The following is a 14,200-nucleotide window of genomic DNA, read 5'->3' as shown; positions in this document are numbered from 1 at the left end:
CCTTGCGCTATGTTGCGCATTCGGACCGCCAACCTTGGGGGTAGGTTTTCCCCCGGCGGGGCTTTTGGGGGGCCAGGGGCATGGATTCGACTCTTCGCGAAGCCATTCGTTCCAATCCCCTGGTGTCTCGAAGATTACGCCGACTTCCGCTGCGCCTTGGCTGGCTTTTTAGCCGCCGCTTCCTTCGCCGGCTCCTTGCCCTCGATCGACATTTTCTTCTGGCCGGCTGCCGCCCTGCGCGGCTTCTTGGCCGGGTTGGCAGCCTTCGCCGGCGCGGCCTTCTTGCCGACTCGGCGTAGCGCCTCCATCGGGTCGACGACGTTGGTCGCGCGGGTTTCGATTTCGGCGTGATCGGTTTCCCGGAGCGCTTCTGGTTGATGAGGTCGATCAGGTCGTACCGGCTCGAAGCGGCCAAGTCAGAGTGGTCGAACTCCTATCTCAGACGAATGTCGCTCGAACCATTTTGATTTCTGGGATGGCGGTTAGCTCGCTGTAGACGAAGAAGCCCTGGAGATGGGCCGCTTCGCGAGCTTCGAAAGCCAAGTCATCGATGCTCGCGAAGCGTCAAGCTCTTGGGCGATGTGCGCAAGAGACAGCACCGCTCCAATTTCAACGGCCGCCCCTTGACTGGTCAAAAAGTGCTCGTGCAAACTTGGGTCCGGTCCGACCACTAGAGCATCGAAAGCACAACAACTCCATGTTCGAGCTCGCCTGAAGCAAGGCGTGCGCGTGCCATACGTTCGAACTCCGTTCGATGTTTCTGTAGATAGCTGAACGCCTGCTTCTCGGTACTGAATGTCGTCGCAAGCCGGCACATCTGCCGATTTGCGCCGAACGCGAGAAAGAAGGTGATCGTCCCGCCGCGCTCCGATCTAGCTCTACGCAAGACGCCCGCCCTGTCGCATGATCGACTCCCCAGATTTCGGCGTTTGCCTTACAGGCCACTAGACCCGCGGCTTTCTTGGGCGCTTCTTCGGTGGAGGCGCTGGCAACGCCGCCTGAAGGACTGCGTCAGCTGCTTCCTTGGCCTCACGAACTTCTCGAAGCCGCGCCATGTTCTTACGAACATCGATGGCCTGCTTTTCGACATCGGCCAATGCCCGCGCTCCCTCTTCAGCGGCCAAGCGCTTGCGATCGGAACGCGCGATGGCTTCTGATGATGGCTCTGCCGGCTTCTTGGCGGTCATCGCTCGCCTGGCTCCACAACGACAAAACCCGCTCAATCCAACGATTGAGCGGGCACAAGGGCCGTTCCAGTACATCCGTGAAACGGCGCCACGATATCAAGCCAGCGAGAGGTTCTCAGCGCTGACTTTGCCTCGCATCTTGTCGGTCTTGGTCTCGAAGTTGACCTTTTGGCCCTCTCCGAGCCCGGAAAGACCAGCTCGTTCAACAGCGCTGATATGAACGAACACATCGTTGCCGCCGTCGTTCGGCTGAATGAAACCGAAGCCCTTTTGGCCGTTGAACCACTTAACAGTACCTGTCGTCATTTTCTTCTCCAAAGCGCAAAAGCGCAAACCGCGCGATGATCGCGCAGCTATCTTCAACTTCGTCGATGTCTTTGGAAAAGGAGCCCGCGGGCGCATTCAACAAGGCACAGCGGCTAATCGAACAACCCCTAATATACGTCAGTTTTCGGATTTTACAAGGAGGGAAGCCAATTAGTTTCGTCCTGCCAATTCTGGTGCTCCGAGCAGTCTGTCGAGATGCGAGAAAGGGTTTATCGATTGACAGTCGGCGACGCGAATGGTCACGTTGATGCACCAAGCTGCATTGCTGTTGCAGGCAAACGAGCACGTCGCGAACGTCACCGCCGTTTCCTGAAGACCGAATTAAAGCTCCTGCGCATTTGGCTGCCTGCAGGACGTATCGCGTTTTGCAGCCAGCGAGGAGACTGAATTGCAGGTACTTGTCAGAGACAACAATGTCGAGCAGGCGCTCCGTGTTCTGAAGAAGAAGATGCAACGAGAGGGCGTCTTCCGGGAAATGAAGCAGCGCCGCTCCTACGAAAAGCCGTCGGAGAGAAAGACCCGCGAGAAATCCGAAGCCATCCGACGAGCCCGGAAGCTTGCCCGGAAGCAGGCGATCAGGGAGGGATTGCTGCCCGCGCCGCCGAAAAAGAAGCCGTTTGAGCGGAAGCCGCCCTTGCCGGAGGTCAAAGCACGAGCGGAGTAGAAGGAGGCCCTCGTTCCGGAGAAAGCCGCACGTCAACTGACGTTGCTTGTCGGACCTCGTGCTATCAGGGCCGCGTCACCTGTGAAGCAGCGAAGAGGATGCAGATCATGCATTCAGCCGTGGCGGTCCCATCATCCTTACTGCCTGAAATCGATGCCTCGCAGCACAATGCCTGGCGGCGTGCCTTCGAACTCGGTCGCGCGATACTTGCTTGCCGCACGGGCTTCGATGCGATCCCGCAGGCGCGTGAATTGAGCTTCCCGCTGCTCGGGTCTGACTTGCGGCCCACCCTCGATGGCGTCCATCGCAGAGGTCGAGATCGCGCAAGGAATCTCTCTGGCGCCGTCATGCATCGAGAACCGCACGATCATCCGGTCGTATTCGTGGGCGATAAAACGGCCGCTGGTCAATGTCATAGGTTACTCCGTTGCGTCATCGCGAGTTGGAAGGATCCGCCTCCCAAGGCATATCGTTCGCTGCCTGCCGCTTCGCGGCCGCAACGAGCATGACACCGCCTCAGCCTTCCCCCGACAGCCGGGCGAAATCATCGAACAGCGCAGCCACCAGGGCGCGGTGGCGCGTGTCCTCGGCAGGGAGGCTTGCAGCATAGAGATTGAGCAGATGCCGTGCCTTCACCGCCGCCTCCGACCAGGAGCCAGCAGGCACCGTCATCATGCGATTTTCCAGATCAGCCTCGCGCTCGCGCAATTCGCGCAGATTGGTCTCGACCTCGGCCAGCGCCCGGCGCAAGTCCGTCGCCTTCTGCGCGGCCATCCCGCGGTGCTTGTCAAGGTCGACCGGCTGATCCGTCATTGACTGATGCTCGCGTCTACGGCTCGCGCATGCGCATGTTTATCCGAGCCGGCCGACAGCAGCTCCGTGGCTTCGCACGGGCCCTCGACGAGCACGGTGATCGTCCTGGCAGTGTGGCGACAGGCTGAGAAGCTCGGACCCTCGATCGTCTCCTCGTCCATGAGGACCTTATAGGCCCCCGGCAAGACACGCTCGCTCCCGCGGATGCGGAAAGCGACGGCTTCTCGCCGCGAGCGGATGGTCATGCATGCCTGCCTTTCGCAAGTGACGCCCCAACCGACGCTGGCGGTCACGACCATGCTCCCGTTGCGTGGCAATAGCCAGCACTATCGTCACCAGGGGCGAACGAGCGTCGCCGCGCGACCGTCGCCTGCGCAGCACATATCGCTCGCGACCGGCTCGTCGCGGGCGTAGGATCGCTGCCATCACCGCACTTCTCAACGGCTTCGACCGGTGACTGAGGGTCACGTGTGCTCCCGCCGAAGGCTTCGCAGGAGCATTCGATGCCGCGTTTTCGCATTTCGGAATGGATAGTGCCGCAGGTGATCGTTCCGTTGTTTCTTCTGCTTCTCGTGTGCGGAGCCGCCTTCCTCAATGGCTAGGGCAACACGCGTGCCGTATCTCGTCAGCGGAACCAACGAATACGGTAGCTCCAATCTCGGCCGCGGCACTGCGACAGTCGCGCTGCGCCTCGCACGGAAGCTGCTGCGTGAAGGCTACATGGACGTCAGGGTTTGTACCCCGCGTGGACGCGTGCTGCTGTCGGACGAACTCGACGAACTCAAGCCACCAAAGGAGAGCGACATGGCGAAGGGCCAGCAACGCGGCAATCGTGAAGCCAAGAAACCGAAGAAGGAAAAAGCCAAGGTGATCGCCGCGACCCCGAGCCGCAAAGAGGCAGCCTGGCAGCCGGACTTCGGACCTGCAAAGAAGAAGTAGCGAAGAGCGGATGGCGAGCGGCGGCGCTAGCGCCTCACCGACAGCTCCGGCGTGATCCATCGGACGGCTGGCCGTCGGCCTATTGCCAAAGCGGTCTGGGTCGAAGTGTCTTGGACCAGTAGCGGCTGCCGGCCGGCCCTGTTGACGATCGGGTTTGAAACCGACCCCCATTTGGGCGCATTTAGCCCCTGCGCGAGGCATCTCGCCACGAGCCGAGCGATGAATGGCACGATCCTTCGAGACACGCGTCTATCTTGTCCGCGTCCTGACCGACGACCGGACGAGCAGGCTTTGGGTTGCCGCAGGATCATCTTCCGAGGACGCGGTGCGCCTGGTTCTAAACGTCATTCCTGAGGGCTGGTCCGCCTCGCCGGCGCAGCAACAATTGACCTCCGCCGAAATGGAACGGCTCAATCTGAAACAGGGCGAAGTCCACGAGATCACACGCACCATCCGCATGTGTTGAAGGGCTACTTTGAGTTGGCTGAGAAGTGCCGCGCCCTAATACAAAAGAGGACTAGCGATGCGGCGAATAAGAGCGCACGCTACCAAACATCACCGGCCGAGGCACTGTCCGTAGGCGTCGGTGGCTGAGAGACCGATTGTGCTCCCGCCTGCAAGGCAGAGGAGCACGCGATGTCAATCTATTCGTATGATCACGCAATACTCGCACGTTCCCGCGAAGTGATTCGCCAGTCTCTCGAACTGCTCAGATGGAGCGAGACCTTTGTTCGGCAGCATTGGAAAAATCAGATAGGTGAAGGCGCTGAGCCGCAGAATGCCACATTCTGGGCCGATGCAGCGAACGATCGACGATCTTTTGACTAGAGCGGAAGCGGCCATCGCGGAGGCGAGAGCTCTTCGTCATGAGCGCGAACGTCTCCTGGCCACGGCTCGAATGTGGACGTGCGCCCCTCAGATCGCCTTGCGACAAATCCAAACCGGGCTCTATGAAGGCGATGGCTTTATGATCGGTCCGACCACCAGACGGTAGTTTGGGACCCAAGCGCTGTTCCAGCTTTCCAGCGTGTCCCGCAATTGATGCATTCGAAGCTACTTACTTCCCGCGCTGGAGCCATTGCTTCGGTGCGGTGATAGACGGCTCCGCATTTGCAGTTTCGATGCTGCTCTTCATGCAGCATGCCGTAACGCCGATTTGGGCCCAGCGGCCATCTGGACGATCCTAGATATGGCCACAACTCGGGCCCTATCGCGAGTAATTTCCAGAAGCGCGCGCGATCAATTCGGTTGTGCGACAAGCCTGGCTCCCTCGTTCAGCAGACGGGAGCCCATGGTCTATCAACCACCAACGCTCAGCAGGGCCCCTACTGGCGACCGAAGTTACCGATGTTGTCAATCCGAACCGGCCCTGGAACCTTAACCTATGTTAATCGTTTGTACCGTCTAGGCGTTGAGGTACCGCGCATGGATCAGAAAGATCGAGTGGCCGCCATTCGTAATCGCATTGATGAGCAAATAGAGGTCATTGCGCAGGCGATCTGCGATAACAAAGAGCCCGTGGCGGCACAGCGCGTGCTTACAGCACTTGCGGCCCGTCTGGCCGCGGAAGAAGCTTTGGAAACCGGAAACGCCGGGCCTGCCCGACCCGCGCGCGCTAAGGAGGTCGGCTTTGATTCCTTATGCGGGACGAGGAGCTCATCGAGCGGTCTGTGCCCGGGACTTTCAAGAAGTGGAAGCGATTCTCTTCTGACGGGCGATGCAGCGTAACGTGACGCCCGCTGGCTCCGTTTTGACGGCCCTTGGACTCTCGCGATGACGGATATTTGGATTTCTCTCACCACACGGCAATTGCTCAACTACTCGCTCCGAAAGAGGGCTGCTAGCTGGCGCGGTACAATGCTTCTCGAAGATCATTCCGCAGCCAGCAGCAGGCAATCAGCCGTGCAATACTTGCGGCGATGGGCGCATCGATTAGCCAAGACCATGCACTGCAGGGCCGGACGCCGGAAAAGCGAGCCGGCGTGCGACTCAGGTTCCCTTTTCCGACAGAAACCGAATGTGGTCCCACCGATTCTCAACTTGAACAACGATCAATCCTGAAGCTCAAGGCAGAGGGCTGGTTGTACCTGGCGGCCGTCATGAACCTCTTCGGCTGCAAAAATCGTCGGCCGGGCGATGCGCGATCACGTGCAAGTCGATGGCTACCTGTCAGTAGCGACCAGAGCCCGGATTGATCCCCCACTCCGATTGCGGCGTGCAGTAAAACCCGCGCAAAGCTTGCATCACGTCGCAGGGATCGTGTGATCCCGTGTGTTCCCTAACCCAACCCAGGCCAGCGGAAGTGCTACAGCACAGAGAGCTGCCATCGGAAAGAAGGCGGCTCCGGGATGCGAGGCATACAGAATGCCGGATAAGTAGGTCAGCGCCACTGTTACCAAACCTGAGCCAAATGCGTAGAAGGCCTGCGCGGTTGCGGCGGCGCTTCTCGGGATCAGATTACCCATTATGCGCATGCACGCGAGATGAAGCAAAGCGAAGGTCAACCCGTGTAGCGGCTGTATCAGCGCAAGCGCCAACGCGGAGGTCGTTAGGCCGGCAACACACCAACGCACGATTCCGGCTCCGGCCGCCAAAACAGCTGCACCGCGGGGGCCCCAACGATCGAGGAATGCCGGACCGACGAGCAAGAACACGAACACTTCCGCAATGACCGCTTCTGACCAGAGAAAGCTGATCGCCGCAGGGCTTATGCCAGCATCGGTCCACCGTATCACAGCAAATGCATCGTGCATTGCGTGGCTGCCATAGACCAAACCTGATACCAGGATTACGGTTCGAAACGACGGAATTGCAAGTAGTGAACCGACTTTAGGGACGGAAGACCAAGGCGCACGCTGCCGTGCGGCCCGACTGGGCACACCGGATAGCAATGCCGTGGCGCCAGCGGCCGCGATCAGAAGGCCCGCGTTCAACCAGATGACCGCAGAGAAATCGGCGGGGCTAATGAACTGGCCGACTCCGAGGGTCCCCAATATGAAAGCTGCCGAGGCGGAGCCTCTTATCCAGCCGTACTCGAACCGCCTTCCCGCTATTCGAGGCTTCGCCACGTTGACCGATAACGCATCTGCGATTGACGTCGTGGGAGCAAGAGCAGCGGCCTGAGCTAGCGCGATAAGAAGCAGCAAGAGGAAAGTATCGGCCCAGATCAGTGCGGCCGCGGCCGCGGCGGCCAAGGCAGCACAGCCTGCGAGCAGTAAACGCAACGCTCCGATCAGATCGGCGAGAAACGCAACCGACGGTCCAGAGGCGAGCCGCATGAGCATGGCGGCAGCCAGCAGCATACCGATCTGCTGGGGGGCCAGGCCTTTCGTTTCAAAAAACTTTGGCCAGAAAGGAGATGCGACGCCGAACGCTGCGTACAGGGCGACGTAGAGGAGAACATACGCGACTGGTCCAGGAATGCGCACTGGCTTGAGGCCTTGGGATGAGTTTGGCAGGGCCTTAGCGGCACTGCCCTAAGAGGTTTTGACCCGCCCGCCGCCAGCCACACTGAACGGGTGTTGGTCCGCCCGGATCGCGTCAGATCGTGGTCTCCACGTCGCCTTCTGTTCGCGAACTAACAATCGTCGTCGACGTTATATTGAGTCCGAGTTCCAGCGAAGTGTCGAATATCGCATGCTGACCAACTCCAGTTGCAATCTCCGTCCAGCCGGTGAGGAGGAACAGTGCTACCTCGAATCGCTGATCCGCGAGGATTTCGAGCGATGCCATCCCGGTGAGACACTGGACGATCTCAAACGGCGAGCCGCCTTTTCAAGGGAAGACAAGGGACTGCTGCGGGATTGGATGGCAATAGCTGTTAGACGCGCAGCCGATGACTCGGGCCATAACCATTGATGTGGGTGCTACCCGGGAGCTGTTCGATGCCGGCCACGAGGTTAGTCCGATCAGGAAAGACGCATGCACAGAGGCCGCTGCCAGAAATGCTTTGGCAAGCCACGCCGGATATCGATCGACAGCGTGATCATGATCTTTGTTCCTTAGTCTTTCTCGACAATGATCTGCGACTCAGCCGCCAAACCGGCCAGCGAATTTGCAATTGTTCGGCGCAAGGCATCATCTGGAGTATCGGTCGCCTTCCAGACAATAATCTGTGGTGCCTCGCTCCGTCGTGACCAGACCAGGCCGTGTTTACGTATGAGGCCGCCCGCCTGTATCGTCTCAAGCGCCTCCGAAAGCGCATCGTGGAGCTTCACGCTCATAATAGACCTCTTGCCGAGATAGCCGACGGAAGTCCTCGAACTCACTCGATCCCGGTCCGCAACATGGCGCGAGCCAGCTCGAGCTCACCAATCGCCTGCCGCAGCGCTCTGCGCGCCGCCCGCTTGTCGCAGTTCGCACAAGCTACGCTTAGTTCCTTGAGGTGTTGAACCGCCGTTTCAGCGTGCGTGACAATATCTGCAGCACCTGCAAAGCCTTGTTTCTCATCCATCGTCGAACCCGCTTGCAAAGAGTCGTCGATATCCTCGAGCGCGGCCTCCAAACTATCGTCAGCGCGTCATGACATTTCAAGATCCCTTTCCTCTCGTGGCCGTACGCCCGTGAGATGGAGGCCTACCGCCGCTTGCGATTTAGGAGCGGAAGCTGAGTTGTTTCCATCTTGCTTTTGCTTCTCCGATCTAAGCGGCAATGCAGCTCTGCGACTTGCTGATTGGACTTGCTGCGCCTCCGAGTGCCGTTCAGTTATGGGCCGAGCGAGCCGAAACGCCAAAGACGCCCCGGGTATGGGGTCTTCGCCTGCCGGTTTGATGAGCCCGTGTGCAATGAGACTCTGCAATGCGCTTCTGAGTTCTCGATGGCTGGCCGACATACCTGCATTCACGGCCAAGCTCTCGATCGTGATGCCACGCCCCTCAGGACCGTGGCGAGCGAACACGGCCAGCAATCTGCGCTCGGATTCCTGAAGTCCGGTTAGGTTCTCCATGGCGCGCACCTCCCACAGTGTGGCCGCGCGGTCACCCCACGCGCCACTAAGCCGCTGCAGTCGCACCTCTCGCAACGTCCGTAGCATTCGGCTGAAGCGTTCGATTGAGCCACTCAAGCTTTCGCGGTCGTGGGCCCGGCACGAGGGGGGCCGCTGCTGTCTCGTTGTGCGCGACCGAGCCTCCCGTCGGATGGCCCGGGAGCGGTTACCTCGCTCCCGCCACGCACTTACTTCGAGTTGATCGCGATGCGCTTCACCTTCGATTCCGCTTGCGGCAGCTTCGGCATGGTGACCGTCAGCACACCGTTCTTGAACGCGGCCGACACTTTGTCCTGGTCCACGTCGTCGACCGGAATGCGCCGTTCAAAGCGGCCGTAGTAGCGTTCGCTGAACCGGCGACCCTTGTCTTCCGTTTCGGTCTTCTTCTCGCCCTTGATCGAGAGTACGCCATTGGCGAGCTCGACCTGGACGTCCTTTTCGTCAAGCCCCGGCAATTCTGCCGTGACCTTCACGTCCTTGTCGGTCTCATTGAGTTCGACCCTCGGCCACTTCATCGACTGCTCAAACAAGCTGCCGCTGAACGGCGCGACATCAAACCCTCGGAAGACGTCGTCGAACAGGCGATTCATCTCCCGATGGAGGGTCAGAACCGGATTGTAGTCTTCGCTGCGGCGCGTGGTCAGATCACGGCCGCGGCCCCAGGGGATCAGATCGGTCATTGCCATTGCCTTTCTCCTTTCTTTCAAGCAAACGTCCGCAGCTGCGGCGCGGCGGCGCCGCGAACGCAATCACAGGCCCAGGCCGGCAGTGTTACGCCGCTTGCTTGTGCTCAATCTGCTGTTGGTCGGTACCTGCGTTGATCGCAATCTGGCGTGGTTTCATGGCCTCGGGGACCTCACGCACGAGATCGACTTTGAGCATGCCGTTCTCAAACGAGGCACCCTTCACCTGCACGTAGTCCGCCAGATTGAACGTCCGTCGGAACGGGCGCGAAGAAATGCCGTGATAGAGATATTGGTGGCTGCCCTTCTCGGACTTGCGGCCCTCCACCGTGAGCAAGTTCTGCTCGGCGGTGATGGTGACCTCGTCAGCCGTGAAGCCGGCCAGAGCCAGCGCGATTTGGTAGTGATCCTCAGCGACGCGTTCGATGTTGTAGGGCGGATAGTTGTCGCCGCCCGTCCATCGGACCGAGTCCTCGATGAGGTCGATCAGGCGATCGAACCCAACCGTCGACCGCCACAGGGGAGCTAGATCAAGGGTGGTCATAGCCATATCCTCCTTCGAGCAACATGGTTACGAGCGCCTCGGACACTGCCTCCGGCGCCCGCTGACCGGGCCCTTAGATAGGCGCCCGGTGCCACACGATTGCTCGTGCGTGCACCCATCAATTTGGAAGCGACACCTCTTATTTCAAGAGTTCTTCGAACCTCTTGCAAACAAACCAATGCGTCACCCATCTACTTACCGGGGCCGACTCAGACGGGTAACAGCATGGCTGCCCGCCACTCGCTCCCGCTCCGCCACGGGCCGGTCTTCGCAGCGTAAGCCAAGCAGAACGAGAGCACCGATGACCGCAATGCGAGACGATCCATCGATACGGCGCTTCTGGAATCCTTTCCGGCGAGCTGCCGCACGCCGGCCCGGCCGCCCGGATCACAGGCGATATGGACGGGTCGCAAGGGCGACGAACTGATTGCAGCACCGAAAGCACGGGGGATTGGAATGAGGATTGCGCAGATTGCTCCGCTCTTCGAAAGCGTGCCGCCGCGGCTTTATGGTGGAACCGAGCGGGTCGTGCATTACCTGACGGAGGAGTTGGTCAGGCAAGGACATGAGGTTACGTTGTTCGCGAGCGGAGATTCCATCACCTCCGCCGAACTCGTCGCCTGCACGCCACGCGCCTTGCGGCTCGATCCTGATGTCCGCGATGCCGTTCCCCACCAGATGCTGCTGCTGGACAAGGTTCGGGAGCGCGCGGAGGACTTGGACATCCTCCATTTCCACGTCGACTATCTGCATTTCCCACTGTTTCGAACCCAGGCGGGACGGACGCTGACAACGCTCCACGGCCGGCAGGACCTTGCCGACCACATGCCGTTCTACGCTCATTTCCCGGAGATGCCGCTGGTCTCCATCTCGGATGCGCAGCGCGCGCCGCTGCCGCGGGCCAATTTTGTGGCGACCGTCCACCATGGGCTGCCGATCGATCTGCACCAGCCGACGTTCGAACCGCGCGGCGGCTATCTCGCATTTCTCGGGCGCATCTCCCCGGAGAAACGGCCGGACCGCGCCATTGCGATTGCGCGGGCATCAGGCCTGCCGCTGAAGATCGCGGCGAAGGTCGACAAGGCCGACGAGAGGTATTTCCATGAGGTGATCGCGCCGCTGCTCGAAGGAGGCGGGGTGGAGTTCATCGGTGAAATCAACGAGAGCGAAAAGACCGAATTCCTCGGCAACGCCGTTGGCCTCCTGTTTCCGATCGATTGGCCGGAGCCCTTCGGCCTCGTCATGATCGAGGCGATGGCGTGCGGCACCCCGGTGCTGGCCTTCCGCGGTGGCTCTGTGGCCGAGATCGTTGAAGACGGCGTCAGCGGACGCATGGTGACGAGCGTGGAGGATGCGGTGCAGGCCATTCCAACTTTGCTCGCGCTGGATCGCCGGGCGGTCCGCGGCCATTTCGAGGAGCACTTCTCGGCAACCCGCATGGCCGCTGACTACGTCAGGGTATACCAGAAGCTGCTGCGCAAGCGCCCGGCGCCCGAGCGCCAGCTCTCGGTGTTGACAGCGCATTCGGCCGCAATGAATGGGCATACCGGGCACGCGGCGGCAGCCATCGCAACGCAACACGAGACAAATTGAGGGGGCGCGCTAAGGGAGGTGATCATGCCGCCCAATGAGGTCCCGAACACCAGCTCACCCGCTCCAGCATCGCCCCAGACCAGTGCCGCCGAGGACTCCGCAGCTTGGGCGCGCTGCCTGGAAGGCGATCGAGACGCCTTCCAGCAGGTGATCGCCTCTCATTTGGACGAGCTCTTTGCGGCCGGGCAGCGCGACATCCGCTACCACGTCGCGGTGGGCGATCTTGGAGACCGAGATCTCACGGCCGAGGAGCTCGTCGGCGAGACCTTGTTGCGCGGCGCGACCGACGAAGCCGGCCGCGATCTCTCGGAATTCGCGCATGGCTCCTCGGGCTGCAGTTTCGGGTGCTGATGCGCATCGTGCGGCAGGAGCAACTGCTTCGGCGGCTGCGGGAGGCGGATCCCGCGGCGGTTTCGACCGGAACGCAGGAGACGCTGGACTGCCTACATGAGGGGCGCGTCCTCACCTTGGTTGCCGACGACAGTTACGCCACGCCCGGCAGCCACTGCCGGCAATGCCAACGCTTGTTCGAAGCAAAACAGCTCACGACTTGCCCGATCTGCCGAAGCACCGACCTGGAAACGATCGACGATCTCGTGGAATCAGCGCTTCAGCAGGCGCTCGATCGGAAGGGAGAGATCGCATTCATTCGCGATCCCGCGCGTCGATCGGCATTTGCCGGGATGGGGCCATTGCGCGCCCTCCTGCGATACTGAACGAGGGCGGCAATTTGCGCGGCCGTTACGGCTGGCCAGGAACAATTTTCGACGGTTTGCGTTCTCTGGACGCCTCACCTGCCTGCGGACGCCTGCAAGGGTCCAGCTACGCAGGGGCGGCAAGCTCGTACCCATCTTGCTCTTGGAGGATATGGATATGGGACACATTGCGACCCTTTTCCGGCGATCCAACCTGGTCCTCATCCGTTTGGTCCGCACAGTCCGTGGTGCTGATACGGGCCGTTATTTCGCGCAAGCGAAAGCCGATTTGACGAAGTCGCTCTCGAAGTTGCACAGCAAGCTCAGATCCTTTGCCAGCAAGCTGGCCGCTAAAACGACCGCCAGCTCTTCATAAGCTTCGCGCGTGCAATTCGAAAAGAAAGGAGCGATCGTCATGTCGGCTATCGCAACCCTGCCGTCTGTCTCCGCAGAGGGGGGCCTCTCTCGCTACCTTGTCGAAATACGGAAATTTCCGCTGCTGACAGCCGCCGAGGAGGCCGCCTGTGCCAAGAGGTGGCGGGATCACGGAGACCGAGAGGCCGCCTACCGTCTGGTCACCAGCCATCTGAGGCTGGCCGCGAAGATCGCCATGCAATATCGCCGCTACGGTCTTCCCATCGCTGACCTCCTTTCAGAAGCCAACTTTGGCTTGATGCAGGCGGTCAAGCGGTTCGACCCGGCCTTGGGCTTCCGGTTGACCACTTATGCGGTCTGGTGGATCAAGGCGTCGGTCCAGGAATATATCCTGCGGTCATGGTCATTGGTGAAAATGGGCACCACGGCTGCCCAGAAAAAACTGTTCTTCAAGCTCGGCCGCCTCAAGACCAGGATCGCAGCCGGTGACGAAGCCGAACTCCGCCCTGACCAGGTCAACTATATCGCCGAAGAGCTCAAGGTGAGCCCACCGGAGGTGGTCGAGATGAACCAGCGCATCCGCGGGGATGCTTCGCTCAACCTGACGATCAGTGAAGACGAGACGACGGAAGAATGGCAGGACCGACTCGTCGACCCTTCGCCCGATCCGGAGAGCGCCCTGACGGATGCTGACGAGTCTCGGCGTCGGCAGGCTGCGCTGTCAGAGGCACTCAATGCGCTGTCTGTACGGGAACGCACAATCCTCGAAGCACGATATCTCGCCGATGAGCCGAAGACGCTCGACGACCTCGCGCAACAATTTCGCGTCTCGCGGGAGCGCATCCGCCAGATCGAGCAGCGCGCTTTCGAGCGGGTCAGGCGCGCGGTCCGTGCCCGGATTGCCGATGGTGCTGCTCCGGATCTCGCCGACGCCCAGTCCAGGGCGTGCACAACTCGCGGCCGGAGGCCAGCCCTTGAAAATCACAGCTGTCAAACTCAGTTGATTTAGCGGCTGGGCCTCGCCAGCCACAGCAGCTAGCACCGGGAGGTGGGAAGAAGTAGTCAGGAGGTTGCGTCCGCTGCACGATCGCGTGCTAGTTAAGTGTTGAGGCCGACGAGAAGTCGCATGGCGGGATCATCACTCCCGACACCGCGAGAAAAAAACCGCAACAGCGCGAAGTGGTCGCGGCCAGTCCGGGCGGCCGGGGGTCCGAAAGCTCACGCTGATCGATATCAAAGTCGGTGATCGCTTCTCTTCGGCAAATGGACCGGAACGGAGATCAAGCTGGATGGGATAGAGTACCTGATCATGAAGGAGAGTGATCTCTTGGGCGTGCTGACAGATGGCACAAGCGCAAGGAAGACCGCCTGACCATGGTGAAGAATAGGATTCTTC

Annotated in this window: 22 protein-coding genes and 2 pseudogenes; 11 read left to right on the top strand and 13 right to left on the bottom strand. The window is 60.5% G+C overall.

Features of this window, described 5'->3' with window-relative positions; translation table 11 throughout:
• Positions 1-134 precede the first annotated feature (134 nt).
• The 4 genes and pseudogenes from RAD16_RS10255 to RAD16_RS10240 all read right to left on the bottom strand — a co-directional run.
• A pseudogene (locus RAD16_RS10255) lies at positions 135-391 on the bottom strand (Ku protein); the annotation flags it as partial.
• Positions 392-670: 279 nt separating this feature from the next.
• The gene (locus RAD16_RS10250) at positions 671-886 is read right to left on the bottom strand and encodes a hypothetical protein (RefSeq protein WP_458157734.1); all 216 of its coding nucleotides are present in this window, start codon (positions 884-886) and stop codon (positions 671-673) included.
• A gap of 58 nt (positions 887-944) precedes the next feature.
• A complete protein-coding gene (locus tag RAD16_RS10245; protein WP_084334434.1) occupies positions 945-1,187 on the bottom strand; it encodes a transcriptional regulator in 243 nt (80 codons plus the stop codon).
• Between the two features lie 96 nt (positions 1,188-1,283).
• Complete coding sequence (locus tag RAD16_RS10240) at positions 1,284-1,493, bottom strand: cold-shock protein (protein WP_283079884.1); 210 nt, start codon at positions 1,491-1,493, stop codon at positions 1,284-1,286.
• 409 nt (positions 1,494-1,902) lie between these two features.
• On the opposite strand from RAD16_RS10240, the gene rpsU reads away from it, so the two are divergent.
• Positions 1,903-2,178 carry a 30S ribosomal protein S21 gene (gene rpsU / locus RAD16_RS10235; RefSeq protein WP_342738927.1) on the top strand — a complete coding sequence of 92 codons (276 nt, stop codon included), beginning with the start codon at positions 1,903-1,905 and terminating at the stop codon, positions 2,176-2,178.
• A 137-nt stretch (positions 2,179-2,315) separates the two neighbouring features.
• On the opposite strand, the gene RAD16_RS10230 is transcribed toward rpsU, so the two are convergent.
• From RAD16_RS10230 to RAD16_RS10220, 3 genes are all read right to left on the bottom strand, one after another.
• Positions 2,316-2,594: a DUF1488 family protein gene (locus RAD16_RS10230; RefSeq protein WP_342738928.1), complete on the bottom strand. Its 279-nt coding sequence runs from the start codon at positions 2,592-2,594 to the stop codon at positions 2,316-2,318.
• Between the two features lie 100 nt (positions 2,595-2,694).
• Entirely contained in the window at positions 2,695-2,991 is a 297-nt protein-coding gene (locus tag RAD16_RS10225) for a hypothetical protein (protein WP_458157733.1), read from the bottom strand.
• Positions 2,988-3,236 (bottom strand): hypothetical protein, encoded by a 249-nt coding sequence (locus RAD16_RS10220; protein ID WP_458157732.1) that lies wholly within the window; start codon positions 3,234-3,236, stop codon positions 2,988-2,990. The genes RAD16_RS10225 and RAD16_RS10220 overlap by 4 nt, the downstream gene beginning before the upstream one ends.
• Before the next feature lie 349 nt (positions 3,237-3,585).
• Here RAD16_RS10220 and RAD16_RS10215 point away from each other — a divergent pair, with 349 nt between their 5' ends.
• The 4 genes from RAD16_RS10215 (at position 3,586) to RAD16_RS10200 (ending at position 5,658) form a co-directional block, all read left to right on the top strand.
• On the top strand, positions 3,586-3,930 hold the full coding sequence (locus RAD16_RS10215; protein WP_458157731.1) for a hypothetical protein: 345 nt from the start codon (positions 3,586-3,588) through the stop codon (positions 3,928-3,930).
• Between the two features lie 223 nt (positions 3,931-4,153).
• Positions 4,154-4,396 (top strand): hypothetical protein, encoded by a 243-nt coding sequence (locus tag RAD16_RS10210; RefSeq protein WP_458157730.1) that lies wholly within the window; start codon positions 4,154-4,156, stop codon positions 4,394-4,396.
• 170 nt (positions 4,397-4,566) lie between these two features.
• The gene (locus tag RAD16_RS10205; protein WP_458157729.1) at positions 4,567-4,758 is read left to right on the top strand and encodes a hypothetical protein; all 192 of its coding nucleotides are present in this window, start codon (positions 4,567-4,569) and stop codon (positions 4,756-4,758) included.
• 597 nt (positions 4,759-5,355) lie between these two features.
• Entirely contained in the window at positions 5,356-5,658 is a 303-nt protein-coding gene (locus tag RAD16_RS10200) for a hypothetical protein (RefSeq protein WP_458157727.1), read from the top strand.
• Between the two features lie 515 nt (positions 5,659-6,173).
• Here the strand turns inward: RAD16_RS10200 and RAD16_RS10195 are convergent.
• Positions 6,174-7,358 carry an MFS transporter gene (locus tag RAD16_RS10195; RefSeq protein WP_458157726.1) on the bottom strand — a complete coding sequence of 395 codons (1,185 nt, stop codon included), beginning with the start codon at positions 7,356-7,358 and terminating at the stop codon, positions 6,174-6,176.
• Between the two features lie 208 nt (positions 7,359-7,566).
• On the opposite strand from RAD16_RS10195, the gene RAD16_RS10190 reads away from it, so the two are divergent.
• Entirely contained in the window at positions 7,567-7,788 is a 222-nt protein-coding gene (locus tag RAD16_RS10190; RefSeq protein ID WP_458157725.1) for a hypothetical protein, read from the top strand.
• A 143-nt stretch (positions 7,789-7,931) separates the two neighbouring features.
• Here RAD16_RS10190 and RAD16_RS10185 read toward each other — a convergent pair whose 3' ends face one another.
• The 4 genes from RAD16_RS10185 to RAD16_RS10170 form a co-directional block, all read right to left on the bottom strand.
• Entirely contained in the window at positions 7,932-8,153 is a 222-nt protein-coding gene (locus RAD16_RS10185) for a hypothetical protein (protein ID WP_458157724.1), read from the bottom strand.
• 41 nt (positions 8,154-8,194) lie between these two features.
• Positions 8,195-8,434 (bottom strand): hypothetical protein, encoded by a 240-nt coding sequence (locus RAD16_RS10180; protein WP_458157723.1) that lies wholly within the window; start codon positions 8,432-8,434, stop codon positions 8,195-8,197.
• Between the two features lie 668 nt (positions 8,435-9,102).
• Entirely contained in the window at positions 9,103-9,600 is a 498-nt protein-coding gene (locus RAD16_RS10175; RefSeq protein ID WP_458157722.1) for an Hsp20/alpha crystallin family protein, read from the bottom strand.
• An 85-nt stretch (positions 9,601-9,685) separates the two neighbouring features.
• A complete protein-coding gene (locus RAD16_RS10170; RefSeq protein ID WP_458157720.1) occupies positions 9,686-10,141 on the bottom strand; it encodes an Hsp20 family protein in 456 nt (151 codons plus the stop codon).
• A 456-nt stretch (positions 10,142-10,597) separates the two neighbouring features.
• Between RAD16_RS10170 and RAD16_RS10165 the strand changes: the two genes are divergently transcribed.
• Genes RAD16_RS10165 through RAD16_RS10155 form a run of 3 tightly spaced genes read left to right on the top strand, consistent with a single transcriptional unit; the run spans position 10,598 to position 12,450 of the window.
• Positions 10,598-11,734, top strand: a complete 1,137-nt coding sequence (locus tag RAD16_RS10165) for a glycosyltransferase family 4 protein (protein WP_458157719.1) — start codon at positions 10,598-10,600, stop codon at positions 11,732-11,734.
• Positions 11,735-11,758: 24 nt separating this feature from the next.
• Positions 11,759-12,085 (top strand): hypothetical protein, encoded by a 327-nt coding sequence (locus tag RAD16_RS10160; protein WP_458157718.1) that lies wholly within the window; start codon positions 11,759-11,761, stop codon positions 12,083-12,085.
• Positions 12,079-12,450, top strand: a complete 372-nt coding sequence (locus tag RAD16_RS10155) for a hypothetical protein (RefSeq protein ID WP_458157717.1) — start codon at positions 12,079-12,081, stop codon at positions 12,448-12,450. The genes RAD16_RS10160 and RAD16_RS10155 overlap by 7 nt, the downstream gene beginning before the upstream one ends.
• Before the next feature lie 243 nt (positions 12,451-12,693).
• On the opposite strand, the gene RAD16_RS10150 is transcribed toward RAD16_RS10155, so the two are convergent.
• The gene (locus tag RAD16_RS10150) at positions 12,694-12,846 is read right to left on the bottom strand and encodes a hypothetical protein (protein WP_458157716.1); all 153 of its coding nucleotides are present in this window, start codon (positions 12,844-12,846) and stop codon (positions 12,694-12,696) included.
• Here RAD16_RS10150 and rpoH point away from each other — a divergent pair.
• Both rpoH and RAD16_RS10140 read left to right on the top strand, forming a co-directional pair.
• On the top strand, positions 12,845-13,813 hold the full coding sequence (gene rpoH / locus RAD16_RS10145; protein WP_458157715.1) for an RNA polymerase sigma factor RpoH: 969 nt from the start codon (positions 12,845-12,847) through the stop codon (positions 13,811-13,813). The two genes, RAD16_RS10150 and rpoH, sit on opposite strands and share 2 nt — an antisense overlap.
• 61 nt (positions 13,814-13,874) lie before the next feature.
• Positions 13,875-14,176, top strand: a pseudogene (locus RAD16_RS10140) (co-chaperone GroES).
• The last annotated feature ends 24 nt before the right edge of the window (positions 14,177-14,200 follow it).

It is taken from the genome of Bradyrhizobium sp. 18BD, assembly GCF_054185225.1.
The sequence above is the reverse complement of the archived record's forward strand: the minus strand, read 5'-3'. Positions and strand labels throughout refer to the sequence as shown.